We start from the raw sequence: 19,446 nt of genomic DNA on the forward strand, positions 1-19,446 counted from the left end.
GCCCAGTCGGACCCGCAGCGCCCGCAGCCCCGTCAGCGCCAGCCGGGCCCAGTCGGACCCGCAGCGCCCGCAGCCCCGTCAGCGCCAGCCGGCCCAGCTGGACCCGCAGGACCGGTAGCGCCGGTCGGCCCAGTCGGACCAGCCGGACCCGTAGCGCCGTCCAGTCCATCGAGTCCGGCAGCACCAGTGGGACCGACAGGTCCGATCGGTCCGGGGCAGCCGCGTGGTCCTATGGGACCGGGACGACAGCAGTTGTAGGGTTCAAAAGAACCGGGACAGCCGCGATCGCGTCCATAGCCTCCATAGCCGTTATTTTTATAGTCACTATCATCAAAATAGTAGGGATAATTACATGAATGGCGAAACATAAAAAACTCCTTTCCAGATTTAGGACATCCATCCTGATGTAGTATATGTGTGCGATGAAAGAGATGTGCATTAGCAGAAAAGGGCTGGGAAATTGAGGGCTGGGAACTGTGGAATATTATAAGTGTGGAAGACGGTAAGAATGAATGTAGGAAGTGTGGATGCCGCTGGATGGAACGACTCCCGGTCCGCCGCTCAGACCACCGCAGAGGTCGGAGAGAATGTCACAAGATAGGTAATCAGTTTGTTTTATGGTTTGAGGAGATGGTTTGAAAGTATTCTTCATTTGTCAAAACCGCCGGAGAATCCGGGCGGATTTTTTTTGTTTTCTTATGATAATACAGTGCCTTATCATAGTTTCCCATCCGATCATAGCAGACGCAGAGCTGGATTAAAGGAATGAAATCATAGTAATCGGCTTCGATAAAGGCATTTGGATGATATTCTGGTCGGTCTTTGAGGGCAAGCTGGTACCAGAAAACAGCCTGGGAAATTTCGCCGAGGGAAAGTTTCAACCGTCCAATCTCACAGCAGGTTTTAGCACGTGGGCGGTCGTAGAGAAAACTCTGGAACAGGGAAAGCTGACTGGCAGCTATATTTCTGAGTATTTCATGGCAGCGCGCCAGAAGCAGACAGGCGTCCGCCTTATTTTCATACCACCCGTCCGGTTCGTTTAGGAAATGTTCCAGAACCGGGCGGGCTTTTTCGTATTGTTTGTGGTCGATGAGTTCGCGGGCGTAGTAGTATTGATGGCGCGGATCGAGCAGTTCGCCGTCTGCAAGCATTGTTTCATAGATTTTCAGGTTCCGGTCAGAATGGGTGAAAGCGGAAGCAGGCTTCCGGTGTTCGATCTGAATAGGAGAATAGAGAATTCTGCCGCGTGGCGCGATGGCTTCGTGGACGCGTCCTTTCCAGAGAAAATGCCGGTCCGTTCGCAAAATCCGTTCGCGATCGTAGGTAAATGCAGGTGTGCCGTCCGGCTGGAATCCAGCGATGTATTTCATCATGACAACGTCGGGCTGCGGGGATTTGCTTAAAGTTTCTTTCAACTTTAAAATCGCTGTAATCGATTCTGCGGGAACGACATCGTCGGCGTCGAGCCACATCCAGTATTCGGTTGTGACCTTTTCACAGATGAAATTGCGCGCGGCGGCGAAATCATCGTTCCACGGGTAGTGATAAATATGTTTGGTGTATTGCCGGGCGATTTCTACAGTTCGATCGGTGGAACCGGTGTCGGCGACGAGGATTTCATCCGCAAATTGTATGGCAGATGCTAAAACACGCGTCAAAACGGCTTCTTCATTTTTGACGATCATACATAGGCTGAGGCGGATCATGGGATCTCCAAAATCAATATCAAATTGATATTAATATATGAAAGAAGTTTTTAGATGTGTACAGACATTATATATATAATTATATAAGGATAAACAGGAGAAAAGTAACGTACTTTTCTCCTGAAATGATGGCTGCAATTCACTCTGCGCTATTTAACAGCACTTGAAAAAAATATTATAGAGCTTCGAAAAAAGCATCGGTCAATTTCTGTATATTCAGATACGGGTTCTCATAATCAAAACTACGCATCCGTCCCTTGGCAGCCAGAACACCGAGCTGGATCGGCTCAGCGATATCCGAATTGAGCCGATCATCGAGCATACCGCTGATGAAACCGCCGGCAAAGGAATCACCGGCGCCGGTATCGTTGTTTAACTGGTACTGGTAGAGCTTTTTGTGGCGGACTGTGCGGATCTGACATACGCCGTCCTTAAAATGGATCAGCTCATGGCGGTCATCGTGCTTGACAATGAGGGTGCGGGTGGGATCCGGGTTGATCGCAGAAAAATACTCACAGAGGTTCGCGTAGAGCGGACGGGCGCTGCGGGCATTGAAGCCGAGGTTTTTCTTTTCGGATTTATTTAAGAAAACATAATCGGCATATGCGATCAGTGGCTGTAAGCGCTCACGGCGCAGCGATGTATACTCAAAACCAGGATCCATGCTGACTTTCATGGCAGGATTTAAATGTTTTGCCTGGATGACCGATTGCATGATTGCCTCGAATTGGTCGAAATCAGACAGAGATGACAGGTGGATCCAGCGCGCCTGCGCGAGGTACTCCGCCAGTGTGGTTCCCGTCCGGGCTTCCTGTTCATGGATGCGGTCTAAGAGAGTGTTGTTGGCACACGGCGCGATCTTGATGCAATTGCGCGTGTGATTATAAAGGCGGACAATCGATTTGGCAATCGCTTTGGAATATGGATCGTCGAAGCGCTCGCGCGTGGTAAACAGCCAGTCACGGTTATCCAGGTGCGCCAGCTCGGCGTCAATGTCATTTGTCTTGCCGAAGCGCAGATCGAATGGACTGGGCGTGCCGCACACGCCGACGTAAGCGACCTGCAGGTTAGGGAGAATATGCTTTGCCACTTTCAGGGTGATGAAAGCAGAACCGCCGATCTGGGTTGTGTATTCCTTGCCTTTTATCGCCAGCTCCTGAATATCGTTTTCCACATCGGAAATCGGGTTGCTTAAGTTCTCGTCGCCTCCACCGGCGGATGTCTCCACCAGATCAAGCCCGGTGCAGTGAAACATATAGTCATAATTGATAGCGCCAATGCAAATAATATCTAAACCTGCCATGAGATTCTACCTCTTTTGTCCGTGTATTTTTTAGTATTTAAAATGAAGAGCGGTGCGGGATTTTTGCTTTTTCAGCAGGATCTCGCACCAGCACCATTTACAGAATATAACACGGTTTTTCGTTTGTCAAATAAAATGTAAAATTAGTGTAAAAAAGACGCGGAAAAGTGCCGAAAAGCCTTTATTTATAAGAAAAAACTACATTTTTTATTAGAGAAAATAAAGAAAAAAGATGGGGAGAAAGAGTGGAAAATGAGAATGGGAAAATAGGGGAGATGGAGAAAAAGGGAATGGAAAAGTGCGGATGGACAGCGGGTGAAATGTTCAGTATAATTTGATGGAATAGAGATAGAATGGACAGGAAACGAAGGGAGGAGAGTGCGATAAAAGATCGAATCAAGGAAAAGCAGAATGAGAAATCAGAGGGGATGGAAAGAGTGGTTTTAACCCGCCTCCATCTCAGCGCCTCCGCCCTTAAATATTTAGCACTCCTGGCGATGACGGCAGACCACATTGCGGTGATCTGCAGACCGGTTCCGGGATTCCGGACATTTGGGGATCTGGCGTTTCCATTGTTCGCCTTTTTATTAGTAGAAGGTTTTTTTCACACGCGGGATCGCAGATGTTATGGACGGAGGCTGCTTTTGGCGGCGGTTGTGTCGGAGATTCCGTATGATCTGGCATTTTCCGGACGGTGGATGGATGCACAGCACCAGAATGTCTGCCTGACCTTTTTTCTGGCGCTGGTTGCGATGGAGCTGTTAGAGCGGTATGGAAACGGTATCTGGGAGAAGCTGGTGCTAACGGCAGTGTTCTGTACGCTGACAGAAGCGGCGGGAGCAGACGGCGGCGCATGGGGGATGGGAATGGTGCTGGCATTTTATTTTTGTGTAATAGGAAATTCCTTGGAATTCCCTATTACACAAAAAGGCACTAACGTGCCAAGGAACATTCTTTTTCATGAGAAAACGGCAGGGGTGTTTATGAAGATAATCGTTGCCGTTCTCATCGGAGCGTTCGCGTGGCAGGAACCCCTCTGGGTGCTGGCGCTCACGGCTGTCTGCTTCATGTTATATGATGGCTCCAGAGGTCGGAGCAGATTTCGTTCCTTCTTTTATGTCTATTATCCGGCGCATCTTTTGACGCTGTATTTTGTGGGAAAATGGCTGGGATGACTTTTATCCTATGGGAATTTTTGACAATTTTCGGGCGTAAAACACGCCCTTTTTTTATTTCCAGGTCAGGCAAAAAAACTTGACAATAAAGTTAGCATGTGCTAACCTTATGTATGGGTTAGGAGAAACTAATGAAAATTAGTCTCATCTAATGAAAATTAGCTCTCTCTAACAACTGTTAGCAGGCACTAATGAAAATTAATGTACGCGAATCAATTAGATTACCGGCAGATGAAAACAGCCGTTTCCGCCAAGTGAGACATCATGACGGGCAGAAGGTGGAAAAACAGAGGAAGGAGAATCGTATGCAGGGAGCAATGCCGATTTCGATGGCAACCGTAGGAACCGCCTATACGATCAAAAAGATCAGCGGAAACACAGAGGTTCGTTCTCATTTAAAATCCATGGGATTTAACGAGGGAACCGAAGTAAAATTGATAACCCAGCTGGACGGAGACGTGATTATTCACGTAAAGGAGTCCAGAGTGGCTATAAATAAGGATCAGGCAAGACACATTCTGATCTAAGACAAGGGAATGGGGATATTCCGGAGCAGGTTGTATGGTAGAAAAGCAGACGGAATCCCGAGTAAAAAATTGGAATGGTTAGGAGGAACAGAGAATGACGCTTAAAGATGCACAGGTTGGATCTACCGTCAAAGTTGTCAAGATTCATGGCGAAGGCGCATACAAACGCCGCATCATGGATATGGGCATCACGAAGGGAAGCGAGATTTTTATTCGAAAAGTAGCTCCGCTGGGCGACCCGGTAGAGGTTACGATTCGTGGATATGAGCTTTCACTTCGTAAAGCCGATGCTGAGTGCGTAGATGTTCAGACAGTTTAATAAGTTTGATTAAAAAAGCAGGAGGATGAAAAATGGCAATTCATATTGCTTTGGCGGGTAACCCGAACTGCGGTAAAACAACCATGTTTAACGCACTGACGGGTGCAAACCAGTATGTAGGTAACTGGCCGGGTGTTACAGTTGAGAAGAAAACCGGTAAATTAAAAGATGCTTCGGGAGAGAGGTAAATGTAACGGACCTTCCAGGAGTTTATTCCCTTTCTCCGTATACACTGGAGGAAGTTGTAACCCGTGATTTTATCTTAAAAGAGAATCCGGATGTCATCGTAGACTTAGTCGATGCAACCAACATTGAGCGTAACCTGTATCTGACCACACAGCTGATCGAGACAGGTATTCCGGTTGTTATCGCTTTAAATATGTGCGATCTTCTGAAGAAGAACGGCATCAACATTGATGTAAAGGCACTGTCCAAGAAACTTGGCTGCCCGATCATTGAGACTTCCGCGCTGAAGAAAACCGGTCTAAAGGAAGTTATTGCAGAGGCAATCAAAGTTGCAAAGAGCCATGCAACAGGCACTGTAAGCGCTATTTTCGAGGGCAGCGTAGAGGATAAAGTAAGCGCAATCGAGGCAGAGCTTCCGTCCAGCATTCCGGAAGCAGAGAAGAGATGGTACGCAATCAAAGTTCTCGAGAATGACAGCAAGGTTGTAGAGCAGCTTGGTCTTAGTGCAGACAACCGTTTCTCCCGTTACACCAAGGAGCTGGAGAAAGAGTTTGATGATGACGCTGAGTCCGTTATCACTGACCAGAGATATGTATACATCCAGAAGGTTATCGAGGAGACCGTAAAGAAACCGGCTCAGAAGATGAGTCTTTCGGATAAGATCGATAGCATCGTAACCAACCGTTTACTTGGTATTCCGATCTTTGTTCTTGTTATGTGGGCGGTTTACTATGTATCCGTTACTACCGTTGGTACATTCGTAACAGACTGGACCAATGATACATTTGTTGGCGCAATTCAGGGCTGGGCTGGCGATGCACTGGCAGCAGCAGGCGCTTCTGACCTGATTGTAAGCCTTGTAGTGGATGGTATCATCGGCGGTGTTGGTGCCGTTCTTGGTTTCGTTCCGCAGATGGCTATCCTGTTCCTCTTCCTTTCCATTCTGGAAGATTGTGGTTACATGGTACGTATCGCATTCGTTATGGACCGTGTATTCCGTCACTTCGGATTGTCCGGTAAGAGCTTCATCCCGCTGCTGATTTCTTCTGGCTGCGGCGTTCCTGGTATCATGGCGTCCAAGACCATCGAGCAGGACAACGACAGACGTCTTACCATCATGACAGCAACCTTCGTTCCGTGTGGTGCGAAGCTGCCGGTTATCGCTCTGATGGGCGGCGTTATGGCTGGTTATATGAGCGGCGACATGGATCTGGCTACTATGATGGCTCCGATCATGTACTTTGTAGGTATCGCTGCGGTTCTTGTATCCGCGATCATGTTAAAGAAGACCAAACCGTTCTCCGGCAAACCAGCTCCGTTCGTTATGGAGCTTCCGGCGTACCACATTCCGTCCGCTAAGACCGTTCTCCTTCATGTTTGGGAGCGTCTGAAGGGATTCATCATCAAGGCTGGTACAATCCTGTTCCTGGCTTGCGTTGTTATGTGGTTCCTGTCCTCCTTCGGATTTGTAGACGGTGGATTTGGTCTGGTAGAAGAATCTGCTGATTCTATCCTGGCTATGCTGGGCGGCGCTATCGCAATCCTGTTCCGTCCGCTTGGTTTCGGCGAGTGGCAGCCGGTTGCAGCTTCCATCACTGGTTTCACAGCAAAAGAGGCTATCGTTTCCACCATGGGCGTTCTGGCAAATGTATCCGAGGATCTGTCTGAGGAGACCGATGTCGTAGCAGCAGCAATCCAGACATGGTTCCCGACAACCATCGCAGCCTTTACATTCCTGCTGTTCAACCTGCTTGACTCTCCGTGTCTGGCAGCTATCGCAACGATGGCACAGCAGCTCCAGTCCAGAAAATGGTTCTGGTTCGCTATCCTGTATCAGAATCTCTTCGCTTACGCTGTATCCCTGATTGTATATCAGTTAGGTGGTCTGGTACTTGGCGCAGTTGCATTCAACGTATGGACTATCGTGGCAGCAGTCCTTTTGGTATTCATGCTCTTCATGCTGTTCCGTCCGGATCCATACAAGGATCAGAAGAGCTACACAAGAAGCTCTGTAGAGGCAGCTTCATAAGTTAGTTTCTAAATGAAAAATAAAACAGGTTCTGCCGTCCGGCCGGTGGTTTTGCGTTTCCGCTGACCGGGCATCGGCAGGTGCCTGTAATCATAAGTGATAAAATTAATCCTTTATAAGGCTGCCTCGGATAGCAGGATGAAAGTCTGCTGTTTGGAGGCAGCTTTATTCGATTTCAAAAAAGAAAAGGAGAAAGCATAGATGGGAGATTCATCCGGCTCCATGTTTTATGGTGTGATTGGTTTTCTGGTAGTTTATTTTGTAGGATATTTTATCTGCCGTGTGTATGATAAAATAAAAAAGATACTCCGAAGCCATTCATCGAAAAGTCAGAGAAGAGAGGACGATAACGTATGAGACCGATTGATATTGGAATTTTAATTGTAGTAGCGATTTTGCTTTTGCTGGCATTACGTTCGGCGATCCGTCATTACACGGGAAAGGGCGGCGGATGCTGCGGATGCTCCGGTGGAAGCTGCGGTTCCTGCGGCAGCGATGGGAATGCTGGTGCGCGCGGCGAAGATCTTTCCAAGAAAGCGGTTACAGCGGGTACCCCGTCCAAGATCATGCGGATCGAGGGTATGCACTGTGCAAACTGCAAGAAATCCGTTGAAAAAGCCCTGACCGCCCAGAACGGCGTCATCCGTGCAGATGCGGACGTAGACAGAGGCATTGCCCGCGTGTTCTATGAGAATGGCGTGGACGATGCGAAGCTGCAGGAAGCGGTTGAAAAAGAGGGATTTGTGGTTAAGAATATTGAGACGGTTGTCTAAGAGAAAAAGTGTGATCCTGTTCTGGTGTTACTGTTCACGCAAACGTGCCCAGTAACGGAATTTGCCGTGGCTTCGCATTTAAATACGGCAAATTCCTGCTGCCACCACGTTTTCTTACGGCACTTTCGGTTCCAAAAGTGCCTACCCGTGTACAGTAACGTTCTGGTTTCAGATGTGCTGGATAGGTTTATTTTGTATCGCAAAATAAAAAGACTTGTGGTATACTTGGAAAAAATGATAAAACTTATACAGAGAGGCAGAACGTATGATCAAGATTATAAAAGAAGCACAGGTTCGAAGCGAGGAAGATAATCGGAATCTGCGAGAGACCGTGGCGGGGATTATTGGTGAGGTCCGGGGGCGCGGGGACGCGGCTCTGAGGGAGTACAATGAGAAGTTTGACGGATGTACCGTGAATCGCTGCGGGTCAGCCGGGAGGAGATTGATGCGGCTTATAAGGAGCTGGGCGAGCAGGAGCTGGCGGATCTGAAAGCGGCGCATCACAATATTGAGGCATTTGCGAACGCGCAGAGGCAGACAGTGAAACCCCTTGACAATTTCAGCCCAGAGCCGGGGGTCTTTTTAGGACACCGCATCATTCCGGTGGAGTCCTGCTGCTGTTATGTGCCGGGCGGCAATTATCCACTGTATTCCACGGCACTGATGTTAGCGACTCCGGCGAAGGCAGCGGGAGTAAAACGTATCACCGCCTGCTCTCCGGTAGTGCGGGGAACGGGTCATATTAACGCCAAGACACTGGTTGCGATGGATCTGGCTGGCGTGGATGAGATCTACGCACTGGGCGGCGCACAGGCGATCGCAGCATTTTCCTATGGAACTGAGAGCATCAAGCCGGTGGATATTATTGTAGGACCGGGTAACCGCTTCGTAACCGAGGCGAAACGTCAGTGCTACGGGCAGGTCGGCATCGACTTTGTAGCCGGACCGAGCGAGGTCCTGGTAATTGCGGACGGAAAAGCGAGTGCGAAGGTTGTAGCTGCCGATCTGCTGGCACAGTCCGAGCATGATGTCAATGCGAAAGGCATTCTTCTGACAACGGATGAGGCATTTGGAAAGAGCGTGATTGAGGCGGTAGAGGAAGAGCTGAAGATTCTGGATACGGCAAAGATTGCGAGACAGTCCTGGGATACGTTTGGAGAGATCGGCGTGGTAGACAGCCTGGACGAGGCAGTTCAGTATGCGAATGAGTATGCACCGGAGCATCTGGAGATCAACGTGGAAGATCCGGATGCACTGATTCCGAAGCTGGTTAATTACGGCTCCCTGTTTATCGGTCAGAATACGGCGGAGGTATTTGGTGATTATGCTTCCGGAACCAACCACACACTTCCGACTCTTCGGGCGGCACGTTATACCGGTGGCGTCTGGGTTGGTACATTCTTAAAGACCTGTACCCACCAGAGCATGACCCCGGAGGCATCCGCGCGGATCGCACCGCTTGTATCGCGTATGGCGCATGGAGAAGGATTATCTGGACATGCAGCGGCTGCGGATGCAAGAAAATAGGGAAAATAGAAAATAATAGAATAAAACCCTCAGATGTTGCAGCATCTGGGGGTTTTGGTGTTTCAAAGCATACCGCCTGCCATTCTTGTCTCTTATTCCGGATAAACCAGTCTCTCCGGACCAATTCCATCTAAGACTTCGCGCAGAAAGCGGTCAGCCAGCCAGTTTGCCATCGGCAGGTTCATATCGAGGTAGTTGCCGCAATCTTTTGCACAAGCACCCGGAACCTCGTCTTTGTAGTCGCGCATGAAAGTAAAGAGCCCTTTCATCAGCGGCACGATCTCCTCGGATGTCAGGTCGCCTGCGAGAAGCAGGTAGAAGCCGGTGCGGCAGCCCATCGGTCCGAAGTAGAGGACGCGGTCTTTCCACTCCTCGTTATTTCGCAGCCAGGTGGCAGCCAGGTGCTCGATGGTGTGAACCTCCGCCGTATTCATGACTGGCTCATAGTTGGGGCGTGTCATGCGGATATCAAAGGTGGTGATGACCTGATCGCCCACGCGATCCTTACGGGATACATAGACGCCAGGGAGCAGTTTCAGATGGTCGATAGTAAAACTGGTAATTTTATCCATAAAAAAATACCTCCTAAATCAAAAATGCCTGTCCTTATTATATAAAGAAACAGGCATAAGAACAAGCACTTATTTTTTTGCAGTCTTAAAAACGCGGAAGCCAGCTACTACATTTAAAGCAAGAAACGCAGGAATACAGATAGACTCAATAGAGGGATAGATATCCTGGATACCGCTGATATCCTGAGTCATCATGCGAAGATTGATGTCATGAAGGGAAAGCAGCAGAAAGAGTGCAAAGCAGGCATAACTGCCAAGCGTAAGGATGTATGCCATAGTTTTACCTGTAAAAAAAGCAAGAATGGCAAGTAAAAAGCTTAGTGGGAATAAAACTAAAAGAAAGAGACTCATAAATCAATACCTCCTGTTAAGTAATAGAGACAGTATACAGGATGGAATAGACAACCGTGTTACTTATTCCTTAATAAATCCTTACATATGTATACTTGATGTTTGCATAATAAATAAAAATGAAAAACAATAGGCAGAAATGCATAAAAATGCATAAATGACGTATAAAACATAAAAAAATGTATAAAAAATCTCTTGACGCATAGAACTTTCCTATGCTATAATCTTTCAGAATATGAACAAAGGCGTTCATGGGCTCTGCTCATGGACGCCTTTTTTGCAGAATCAGACAATTTATAAAATACGTCTGTAATGATGTGAAAAACGCATCTGAGGAAAAACAGATTTGCTCAAATGTGAGGCTATTGAGAATGAAAAAGTAAACTGCCTGCATGAAGCTATTCACAGGCGGGGTACGAGAGAGAAAGGAATGGTGACCAGATGGAGAAACCGGTATATCTTCTGTTGGAAAACGGCGACTATTTTGAGGGAAAAAGCTTTGGCGCTCCTTTACGTGAAGTGACCGGAGAAGTCGTATTCACAACCGGTATGACAGGATACCTTGAGACGATCACAGATCCCAGCTATTTTGGACAGATTGTCGTTCAGACATTTCCGTTAATCGGAAACTACGGAGTGATTCCGCAGGACTTCGAGAATGAAGAGGTATATTTATCAGCCTATATCGTAAAAGAGTGGTGTCAGGAACCTTCCAACTTCAGATGCAGTGGGGATCTTGACACCTTTTTTAAAGAAAGAAACATCCCGGGCGTCTATGGAATCGATACGAGAAAGCTGGCAAAAACCATTCGTGAATCCGGTTCGATGAACGGCTGGCTGACCGAGGTGAAGCCGCCGTATGATGCGAAAAAGCTGGAGGAAGTGAAAAACTTCCACATTACAAAGGCAGTTGAAACCGTTACACCAAAGAAATGTGAGATCAAACCGGCGGATGAGAAAGAAGAGTTCCAGATTGTGCTCTGGGATTTCGGCGCAAAGGAAAATATCATCCGCGAGCTGACTAGGCGCGGATGCCGCGTGGCTGACCTTCCGGCAGGTACGACGGCGGAGGAGATTCTTAAGATGAATCCGGACGGAATCATGCTTTCCAACGGTCCAGGCAACCCAGAGGACAACCCGGAGATCATCGAGGAGATCCGAAAGATTACGAAGGCTGGAAAACCGATGTTCGGCATCTGCCTGGGACACCAGCTGCTGGCGATTGCCAAGGGCGCGAAGACTGGAAAGATGAAATTCGGTCACAGAGGTGCGAACCAGCCGGTCAAGGATCTGACGACCGGACGCGTCTACATCAGCAGCCAGAACCACGGCTATGAGGTACTGCGCGATACGCTGCCGGAGGGCGCGGAGGAGACATTTATCAATGTCAACGACGGCACCTGCGAGGGGATCACCTACCACGATATGCCGGCATTTACCGTCCAGTTCCATCCAGAGGCTTGTGCAGGTCCGAAGGATACGGAAGAGCTGTTTGGGCGTTTCATTCAGATGATGAGAGATTATAAGGAAAAGGAGGGCGCGTCATGCCGTTAAATAAATCCCTGAAAAAAGTTATGGTAATCGGTTCCGGCCCTATCGTCATCGGTCAGGCGGCAGAGTTTGACTATGCAGGAACGCAGGCGTGCCGGGCTTTAAAAGAGGAAGGTCTGGAGGTCGTTTTAGTAAACTCCAACCCGGCAACCATCATGACGGACAGCGCCATTGCGGATCACGTATACATCGAGCCGCTGACCCTGGAATTTGTCAAGAGAATCATTGAAAAAGAGAAGCCTGACAGCATCCTGTCCACCCTGGGCGGACAGACCGGACTGACACTGTCCATGGAGCTTGCCAAAGAAGGTTTCTTAAAGAGCCACAATGTAACGCTTCTCGGCGCGTCCCCGGAGACCATCGATAAGGCGGAGGACCGCCAGTGCTTTAAAGATACGATGGAAGCTATCGGTGAGCCGGTCATTCCGTCCAAGGTTGTCACCACCATCGAGGATGCGCTTGATTTTGCCGAGGTTATTTCTTACCCGGTTATCGTGCGTCCGGCCTTTACCCTGGGCGGTACCGGCGGCGGTATTGCGGCAAATAAAGAAGAGCTTTACAACATCGCGGAGGCGGGTATCCGCCTGTCACCGATCAATCAGATTCTGGTTGAGAAATGTATTTCCGGATGGAAGGAGATCGAGTTTGAGGTAATGCGCGATGCCATCGGCAACGAGATTACGGTCTGCTCGATGGAAAACTTTGACCCGGTCGGCGTCCACACCGGCGACTCCATTGTTATCGCACCGGCTGTGACGCTGGCGGATAAGGAATACCAGATGCTTCGTTCTGCAGCGCTGAATATTATCCAGGCGATGGGCATCGAGGGCGGCTGCAACTGCCAGTTTGCGCTGAATCCGGAGAGCTTTGAATATGCCGTTATCGAGGTAAACCCGCGTGTATCCCGTTCTTCCGCCCTTGCTTCGAAAGCAACCGGATATCCGATTGCCCGCGTGGCAACTAAGATTGCGATCGGTTATCATCTGGACGAGATCCCGAACGAGGTAACCGGCGAGACGATGGCATGCTTCGAGCCGGCCCTTGACTATGTAACGGTTAAATTCCCGAAATGGCCATTTGATAAATTCGTTTACGGACGCCGGAAGCTGGGTACCCAGATGAAGGCAACCGGCGAGGTTATGGCGATCGGCCGCAACTTTGAGCAGGCGCTCATGAAGCAGTCCGCGGCGCGGAGATCTCCCAGAACAGCCTGAATATGAAGAAACTGGCGCCGATGAGTGTGGAAGAGCTGAGAGAAAAAATTCTGGCGCAGGATGACGAGCGTCTGTTTGCAATCTATGAGAGCTTCAAGCGCGGCGTGACCGTTGCCGAGATTCATGAGTTGACCAAGATCGACGAGTGGTTCTTAAATAAACTGATGCATATCCTGTCCCTGGAACGCCGGATGCAGTCTGAGACTCTGAGCGATGCGCTTTATATGGAAGCCAAACAGAACGGATTCCCGGATGCAGTCATCAAGGAGATGACCGGGCTTTCGGAAATCAAGCATGTTCCGGCATGCTACCGCATGGTTGATACCTGCAGCGCTGAGTTTACGGCAAGTACCCCTTACTTCTACAGCACCTTCGGCGAGGAAGATGAGGCAGAAGAATTTATTAAAGAGAATGCAAGCGGAAAACCGGTTGTTATGGTATTTGGTTCCGGTCCGATCCGTATCGGTCAGGGTATCGAGTTCGATTTCGCCTCTGTTCACTGCGTATGGTCGTTAAAGAGAGCCGGTTATGAGGTTGTCATCGTAAATAACAACCCGGAGACCGTTTCCACCGACTTCAACGTAGCAGACCGTCTGTATTTTGAGCCGCTGACACCGGAGGATGTGCTGGATATTATCCGGATCGAGAAGCCGATCGGCGCAGTTGTGGCCTTTGGCGGACAGACAGCGATCCGTCTGACAAAATGCCTTGTAGAGAACAATATTCCGGTTCTCGGCACTCCGGCAGACAGCATCGATATGGCGGAGGATCGCGGACGTTTCGCAGCCCTGCTGAAAAAATTAAATATGAAACAGGCAGCGGGTCAGACCGTTTACACTGAGGATGAGGCAATCCAGGCGGCAAATCATCTGGCTATCCGGTTCTGATGCGTCCGAGCTATGTATTAGGCGGACAAAACATGATTATCGCGTACAACGACGCCGATATTCATGAGTATATGAAGATTATTCTCTCACACAAGATTGAGAATGCGATCCTGATTGATAAATACCTGATGGGTACCGAGCTGGAGGTCGACGCGATCTGCGACGGCGAAACGGTTCTGATTCCGGGTATCATGGAGCACATCGAGCGTGCGGGTGTCCATTCCGGTGACTCCATCGCGGTATATCCGGCATTTATGCTGACCGAGAGCCAGAAAGACCGTCTGGTGGACTATTCCATCCGTCTGGCGCTGTCCATGAATACGAAAGGCCTGATCAATATCCAGTATGTCCTGCATGAGGATACGATCTATATCATCGAGGTCAACCCGCGTTCGTCCCGTACCGTGCCGTACATCAGCAAGGTAACCGGCGTGCCGATGGTTGATCTGGCAACCCGCATCATGATGGGCGAGAAGCTGGCTGACATGGGCTACGAGACAGGCCTGTATCCGTGCTCTCCGTACTACGCAGTCAAGGTTCCGGTCTTCTCTTTTGAGAAGCTGTCCAACGTAGACACACAGCTCGGACCGGAAATGAAATCGACCGGCGAGGTACTGGGTATCGCCCGGACGATGGAGGAAGCGCTGTTCAAAGGCCTGGTAGCAGCCGGATATACGATGAAGCGCGAGGGCGGCGTCTTAATCAGTGTCCGCGATACCGATAAGAGCGACCTGCGCGAGCTGGTTAAAGAGTATGTGGCGATGGGATTCCACATCTACGCGACCTCCGGTACTGCAAGCCGGTTAAACAGCGTCGGCATTTCTTCAACGTTAGTCAAGAAGCCGAAGGAAGCCAAAGAGGGAGAGGAGACGACCATTTCTCTGCTGGAAGAAGGAAAGATCAGCTATGTAATTTCCACTTCCAAGACGGGACGCCAGCCGGGACGCGACAGTGTCCGCCTGAGAAGAAAGGCAGTCGAGCTTGGTATTCCGTGCCTGACATCGCTTGATACCGCGGCTGTCCTGGCGCTGACCCTGGAAAGCAAGTACAACGAGGATAACGTTGAACTGGTAGATATCGCGCACATTGCACATGGTGCAGCGGCTAGAAAAGAGCTGAGCCAGATGGAAAAACCGGAAGAAATCCAGATTCCGGGTTATGTGCTTCAGGAGCATGAGAACGACTAAAAAGAACGATGGTCTGCATGGATTCTGCGTTTTGAGGGTTGCGGAATCCGTGCAGGCTGAAATCTTTTGCGAAGGCAAAATTTGACAGAATCATATATGACGGAAAAAGTGGATTAATATTTTAAAGAAAGGAAGAGGAGGAAAAGCAGATGGCAAAATTTATTTTTGTGACAGGCGGTGTTGTATCAGGATTGGGGAAGGGTATTACAGCAGCGTCTCTGGGACGCCTTTTGAAGGCACGGGGATTTAAGGTAGCAGCGCAGAAGCTGGATCCGTATATCAACGTCGATCCGGGAACCATGAGCCCGTATCAGCACGGCGAAGTATTCGTAACAAACGACGGTGCGGAGACGGATCTGGATTTGGGACATTATGAGCGTTTTATAGATGAAGATTTAAACCGTTATTCTAATCTGACGACCGGTAAGGTCTACTGGAATGTGCTAAATAAAGAGCGCCGCGGCGAATATCTGGGCGAGACGGTACAGGTGATTCCACATATCACAAATGAGATAAAATCATTTATCTATCCGTGCAGGAAAAGACCGATGCGGACATCGTTATCACAGAGATCGGCGGAACGACCGGCGATATTGAGTCACAGCCGTTCCTGGAAGCCATCCGCCAGGTGTCCTGCGAGGCGGGACGCAGCAACTGCCTCTTCATCCATGTAACCCTGATTCCGTATCTGGAATCTTCCGGCGAGCATAAATCTAAACCGACCCAGCATTCAGTCAAACAGCTGCAGTCCTTCGGCATCATGCCGGATATCATCGTGGCGCGCTGTGACCGTCCGGTGGACGATCCGTCCATTTTCCGCAAGATCGCACTGTTCTGCAACGTCAAAGAGGACTGCGTCATCGAGAACCTGACCCTTCCGGTTCTCTACGAGGCGCCGATCATGCTGGAGGAAGCAGGACTTGCCAAGATCGTGCTTCGCGAGCTGGGCATCGAGAAAGCGCCGCAGGAGTGCGATCTGACGGAGTGGAAACATATGCTGGACCGCATCAAGAACAGCCGCAAGACGGTCAAGATTTCCCTGGTCGGCAAGTACGTCAAACTGCACGACTCCTATCTGTCGATCGTAGAATCCCTGCACCATGCCGGATGGGAAAATGGCGCGCAGGTGGAGATCAACTGGGTGGATAGCGAGACGATCACCCCGGAGACGGCACCGGAAATCCTGGGCGGTTCAACCGGTATCATCGTGCCGGGCGGCTTCGGCATCCGAGGCATCGAGGGCATGATTGCGGCAGCTGATTATGCGAGAAGAAACAATATCCCGTACTTTGGCATCTGCCTTGGTATGCAGATCGCGCGATCGCATTTGCCAGAGGCGTGTTAGGCTATGAGGATGCGAACTCAACCGAATTTGCGCCGGACAGCAAGCATCCGGTCATTGCCCTGATGGAAGAGCAGATGGATCTGGCTGACATGGGCGGAACGATGCGTCTGGGTGCATATCCGTGCCGCATCAGTCCGGATACGCTGATGATGAAAGCGTATGGAAAAGGTCTGATCGAAGAGAGACATCGCCATCGTTATGAATTTAACAACAAGTTCCGGGAAGTTTATATGGAGCATGGCGCTATCTTTTCCGGACAGTCTCCGGACGGTACGCTGGTAGAGGCGATGGAGATTCCGGGACATCCGTTCTATCTGGGAGTTCAGTACCATCCGGAGTTCAAGAGCCGCCCGAACCGCGCACATCCGATCTTCCGGGAGTTTGTGAAAGCGGCTCTGGAGGTAAAGGAAAAAAATTCTTAAAATATGGAGAAAATAAAGTATGAAGATCAACGAAAACTATAAAAATCTGGAAGAAAGCTATCTGTTTTCCACCATCGCTAAAAAAGTAGATGAATACACCAAAGCCCATCCAGAGGCAAAAGTAATCAAAATGGGTATCGGTGACGTAACCCTTCCGATCTGCCAGAAAGCAGCTGACGCATTTGCAAAAGCAGCTATGGAGCAGGGCAAGGCGGCTACGTTCCATGGATATGGTCCGGAGCAGGGATATGATTTTCTGCGCGTAGCAGTTCAGAAGTATTATGCGTCCTTCCAGGTTGAGGTGGCGGCGGAGGATATATTCATCAGCGACGGCGCGAAGAGTGATGTCGGAAATATCCTCGATCTCTTTGATGCGGACAACACGGTCCTGATCCCGGATCCGGTATACCCGGTTTACATGGATACGAACGTGATGGCAGGCAGAAAGATCGTATTTATGGATGCCAATGTGGAAAATGGCTTTCTTCCGATGCCTCCGAAGGGACAGAAAGCGGATATTATTTATCTCTGCTCCCCGAACAACCCGACTGGCGGTGTGTACAACCGTGAGCAGTTAAAAGAGTGGGTTGACTATGCGAACGAGCAGGATGCGATCCTTTTATTTGATGCGGCGTATGAGTCCTTCGTAGCAGATCCGGCGCTTCCGAGAAGTATTTTTGAGATTGAGGGCGCCAAGACCTGCGCGATCGAGTTCTGCTCCCTTTCGAAGCTGGCAAGCTTTACCGGAACCCGCTGTGGCTATACTGTGGTTCCGTCTGAATTAGAGCGCGGTGGTTCTTCCATCCGCAAGATGTGGCTGCGCCGCCAGACAACCAAGTTTAACGGCGTTTCCTACCCGGTACAGCGCGCCGCAGAGGCAGCTCTTTCACCGGAGGGCATGGCACAGTGCCGCGAGCACCTAGACGTATACCGCACCAATGCGAAGATCATGACAGAGACCTTAAAAGAGCTTGGAATCTGGCACATCGGCGGCGAAAATTCACCGTACATCTGGATGCAGTGCCCGAACGCCATGAAATCCTGGGAGTTTTTCGACGATCTGCTTGCCAAGGCAAATGTGGTCGGCACACCGGGCAGCGGATTTGGTAAGAATGGAGAAGGATTCTTCCGTCTGACTGCATTTGGTACGACTGCGAATACAAAAGAGGCAATGGAGCGGATCAAGAAGGTTTACGGAAAATAAATAGCTCTATTTTATAAATAAGGGGGCTGGTGCATCTGGGGCATTGTTATCCTACGCACCGTCCCTTTTTTGCTGAAGCAGGGAGGTGAGGCTCATGGTGACCTTAAACGATTATCTGTATTCCGGCGATACGATGTTTAAGATTTTAAAGAATTACAGCCGGGATTTGAAAACAGAGGCAAAACAGACAAACAATGAGATAGACCTGATACATGCAAATTTCCTGATTCAGATCCGGGAACTTTTAGAACACAACGATTTCCTGACGACCCAGTCACAGAAGATCCGGGAATTTTATATTCATATGGCAAAGGAATATCCGCTTCTGGCATTTAATTTTAAGGGAAGAATCAAGTCGCTGATCCGCTCGGAGGCGAAATTTAATGGATATATCGTTGAATATATTTATGACTGTTATACGGAACATAAGGCATTTCCGTCGATCTCCGATTTGAAGCGGAGATTGAGCTGTTTCCGCGACCTGATCGCGTACCGGATCGTGATTTCACTGCCGAAGTGTTACCTGAAACCGGGGGAATCGCAGCAGGAGGCAGATATCCGGTACCTCTACCAGATTGCGAATGAACTTCCGGGATTTCTGGAGGAACGCGGGTTTACGGCGGAACCGGCTTACGGGGTGAAGGAGAGTACCTCCCCGTTGATGGATGAGGAGGTAAGGCCGTACTACCGTGATTATGTCTGCGGAAATAGTTCGGATGATTACCAGTCTCTGCATATTACGTTTTACGATAATTGTTCCAGAAGCTATGTGGAGGTACAGCTTCGCACGAAGCACATGGACGATATCGCGGAGATCGGCGTGGCCAATCATTTAAGCTATGAAAAGCGCCAGGAGGGCGAGCGGGCCAGGCGGGATGAGATACCGGAAGGTGCATGTATTTATTTTGATGAAGCATATGAACGCTGTCAGCGCCTGGTATCGCTCAATTTAGCTGAAGTGGATGTCAATATGTTTTCGGCGATCAACAATGACCTAGTCAATGACGGCTGCGGGCTGTACCGGGGGCGGCTGATTCTGCCATATGAGCATTTATCGAGGCATCAGAATGAGCTGGTGGATTGAGGGGGTTCACGGGCAGGCATGAATCTGGTTGCGAATAGTTGACGAAACGGGAAGATTCATATATAGTTGCCTGTAAAGGAAAAA

Annotated in this window: 14 protein-coding genes and 3 pseudogenes; 13 read left to right on the top strand and 4 right to left on the bottom strand. The window is 49.5% G+C overall.

Going from position 1 to position 19,446, the window contains the following annotated elements; all coding sequences use genetic code 11:
* Positions 1 to 605: 605 nt before the first annotated feature.
* Both DWX76_RS09220 and DWX76_RS09225 read right to left on the bottom strand, forming a co-directional pair.
* Entirely contained in the window at positions 606 to 1,706 is a 1,101-nt protein-coding gene (locus DWX76_RS09220) for a glycosyltransferase family 2 protein (protein WP_118570534.1), read from the bottom strand.
* A gap of 175 nt (positions 1,707 to 1,881) precedes the next feature.
* A complete protein-coding gene (locus DWX76_RS09225; protein ID WP_107000661.1) occupies positions 1,882 to 3,009 on the bottom strand; it encodes a carbohydrate kinase family protein in 1,128 nt (375 codons plus the stop codon).
* 353 nt (positions 3,010 to 3,362) lie between these two features.
* Between DWX76_RS09225 and DWX76_RS09230 the strand changes: the two genes are divergently transcribed.
* The 8 genes and pseudogenes from DWX76_RS09230 to hisD all read left to right on the top strand — a co-directional run bounded on the left by DWX76_RS09230 (position 3,363) and on the right by hisD (position 9,545).
* Positions 3,363 to 4,184, top strand: coding sequence for a TraX family protein (locus DWX76_RS09230; RefSeq protein WP_118524391.1), 822 nt, complete (start codon positions 3,363 to 3,365; stop codon positions 4,182 to 4,184).
* A 191-nt stretch (positions 4,185 to 4,375) separates the two neighbouring features.
* Positions 4,376 to 4,711 (top strand): FeoA family protein, encoded by a 336-nt coding sequence (locus tag DWX76_RS14460; RefSeq protein ID WP_243022514.1) that lies wholly within the window; start codon positions 4,376 to 4,378, stop codon positions 4,709 to 4,711.
* A 94-nt stretch (positions 4,712 to 4,805) separates the two neighbouring features.
* Positions 4,806 to 5,030, top strand: coding sequence for a FeoA family protein (locus tag DWX76_RS09240; RefSeq protein ID WP_022359013.1), 225 nt, complete (start codon positions 4,806 to 4,808; stop codon positions 5,028 to 5,030).
* Between the two features lie 32 nt (positions 5,031 to 5,062).
* Positions 5,063 to 7,245 (top strand): annotated as a pseudogene (feoB, locus tag DWX76_RS09245) (ferrous iron transport protein B).
* Positions 7,246 to 7,446: 201 nt separating this feature from the next.
* Entirely contained in the window at positions 7,447 to 7,602 is a 156-nt protein-coding gene (locus DWX76_RS13990) for a hypothetical protein (RefSeq protein ID WP_022359011.1), read from the top strand.
* Positions 7,599 to 8,018 carry a heavy-metal-associated domain-containing protein gene (locus DWX76_RS09250; RefSeq protein ID WP_107000658.1) on the top strand — a complete coding sequence of 140 codons (420 nt, stop codon included), beginning with the start codon at positions 7,599 to 7,601 and terminating at the stop codon, positions 8,016 to 8,018. The genes DWX76_RS13990 and DWX76_RS09250 overlap by 4 nt, the downstream gene beginning before the upstream one ends.
* Positions 8,019 to 8,283: 265 nt before the next feature.
* A complete protein-coding gene (locus DWX76_RS15085; RefSeq protein ID WP_412693799.1) occupies positions 8,284 to 8,508 on the top strand; it encodes a histidinol dehydrogenase in 225 nt (74 codons plus the stop codon).
* Positions 8,424 to 9,545, top strand: a complete 1,122-nt coding sequence (gene hisD, locus DWX76_RS09255) for a histidinol dehydrogenase (RefSeq protein ID WP_412694032.1) — start codon at positions 8,424 to 8,426, stop codon at positions 9,543 to 9,545. The genes DWX76_RS15085 and hisD overlap by 85 nt, the downstream gene beginning before the upstream one ends.
* A gap of 92 nt (positions 9,546 to 9,637) precedes the next feature.
* Here hisD and DWX76_RS09260 read toward each other — a convergent pair whose 3' ends face one another.
* Positions 9,638 to 10,117 carry an S-ribosylhomocysteine lyase gene (locus tag DWX76_RS09260; RefSeq protein ID WP_022359008.1) on the bottom strand — a complete coding sequence of 160 codons (480 nt, stop codon included), beginning with the start codon at positions 10,115 to 10,117 and terminating at the stop codon, positions 9,638 to 9,640.
* Positions 10,118 to 10,186: 69 nt separating this feature from the next.
* Positions 10,187 to 10,468 carry a hypothetical protein gene (locus DWX76_RS09265; protein ID WP_118570535.1) on the bottom strand — a complete coding sequence of 94 codons (282 nt, stop codon included), beginning with the start codon at positions 10,466 to 10,468 and terminating at the stop codon, positions 10,187 to 10,189.
* Positions 10,469 to 10,909: 441 nt separating this feature from the next.
* On the opposite strand from DWX76_RS09265, the gene DWX76_RS09270 reads away from it, so the two are divergent.
* The 5 genes and pseudogenes from DWX76_RS09270 to DWX76_RS09290 all read left to right on the top strand — a co-directional run bounded on the left by DWX76_RS09270 (position 10,910) and on the right by DWX76_RS09290 (position 19,362).
* Positions 10,910 to 12,022, top strand: a complete 1,113-nt coding sequence (locus tag DWX76_RS09270) for a carbamoyl phosphate synthase small subunit (protein ID WP_118293832.1) — start codon at positions 10,910 to 10,912, stop codon at positions 12,020 to 12,022.
* A pseudogene (gene carB / locus DWX76_RS09275) lies at positions 12,013 to 15,307 on the top strand (carbamoyl-phosphate synthase large subunit). Before DWX76_RS09270 ends, carB begins: the two are co-directional and overlap by 10 nt.
* Before the next feature lie 149 nt (positions 15,308 to 15,456).
* Positions 15,457 to 17,074, top strand: a pseudogene (locus DWX76_RS09280) (CTP synthase).
* Between the two features lie 19 nt (positions 17,075 to 17,093).
* A complete protein-coding gene (locus DWX76_RS09285; RefSeq protein WP_118570536.1) occupies positions 17,094 to 18,278 on the top strand; it encodes an LL-diaminopimelate aminotransferase in 1,185 nt (394 codons plus the stop codon).
* 94 nt (positions 18,279 to 18,372) lie between these two features.
* Complete coding sequence (locus tag DWX76_RS09290; protein WP_118570537.1) at positions 18,373 to 19,362, top strand: guanosine polyphosphate pyrophosphohydrolase; 990 nt, start codon at positions 18,373 to 18,375, stop codon at positions 19,360 to 19,362.
* Positions 19,363 to 19,446 lie beyond the last annotated feature (84 nt).

The organism is Clostridium sp. AF21-20LB (assembly GCF_003478795.1).
Taxonomy (GTDB): Bacteria; Bacillota; Clostridia; order Lachnospirales; family Lachnospiraceae; genus Otoolea; species Otoolea fessa.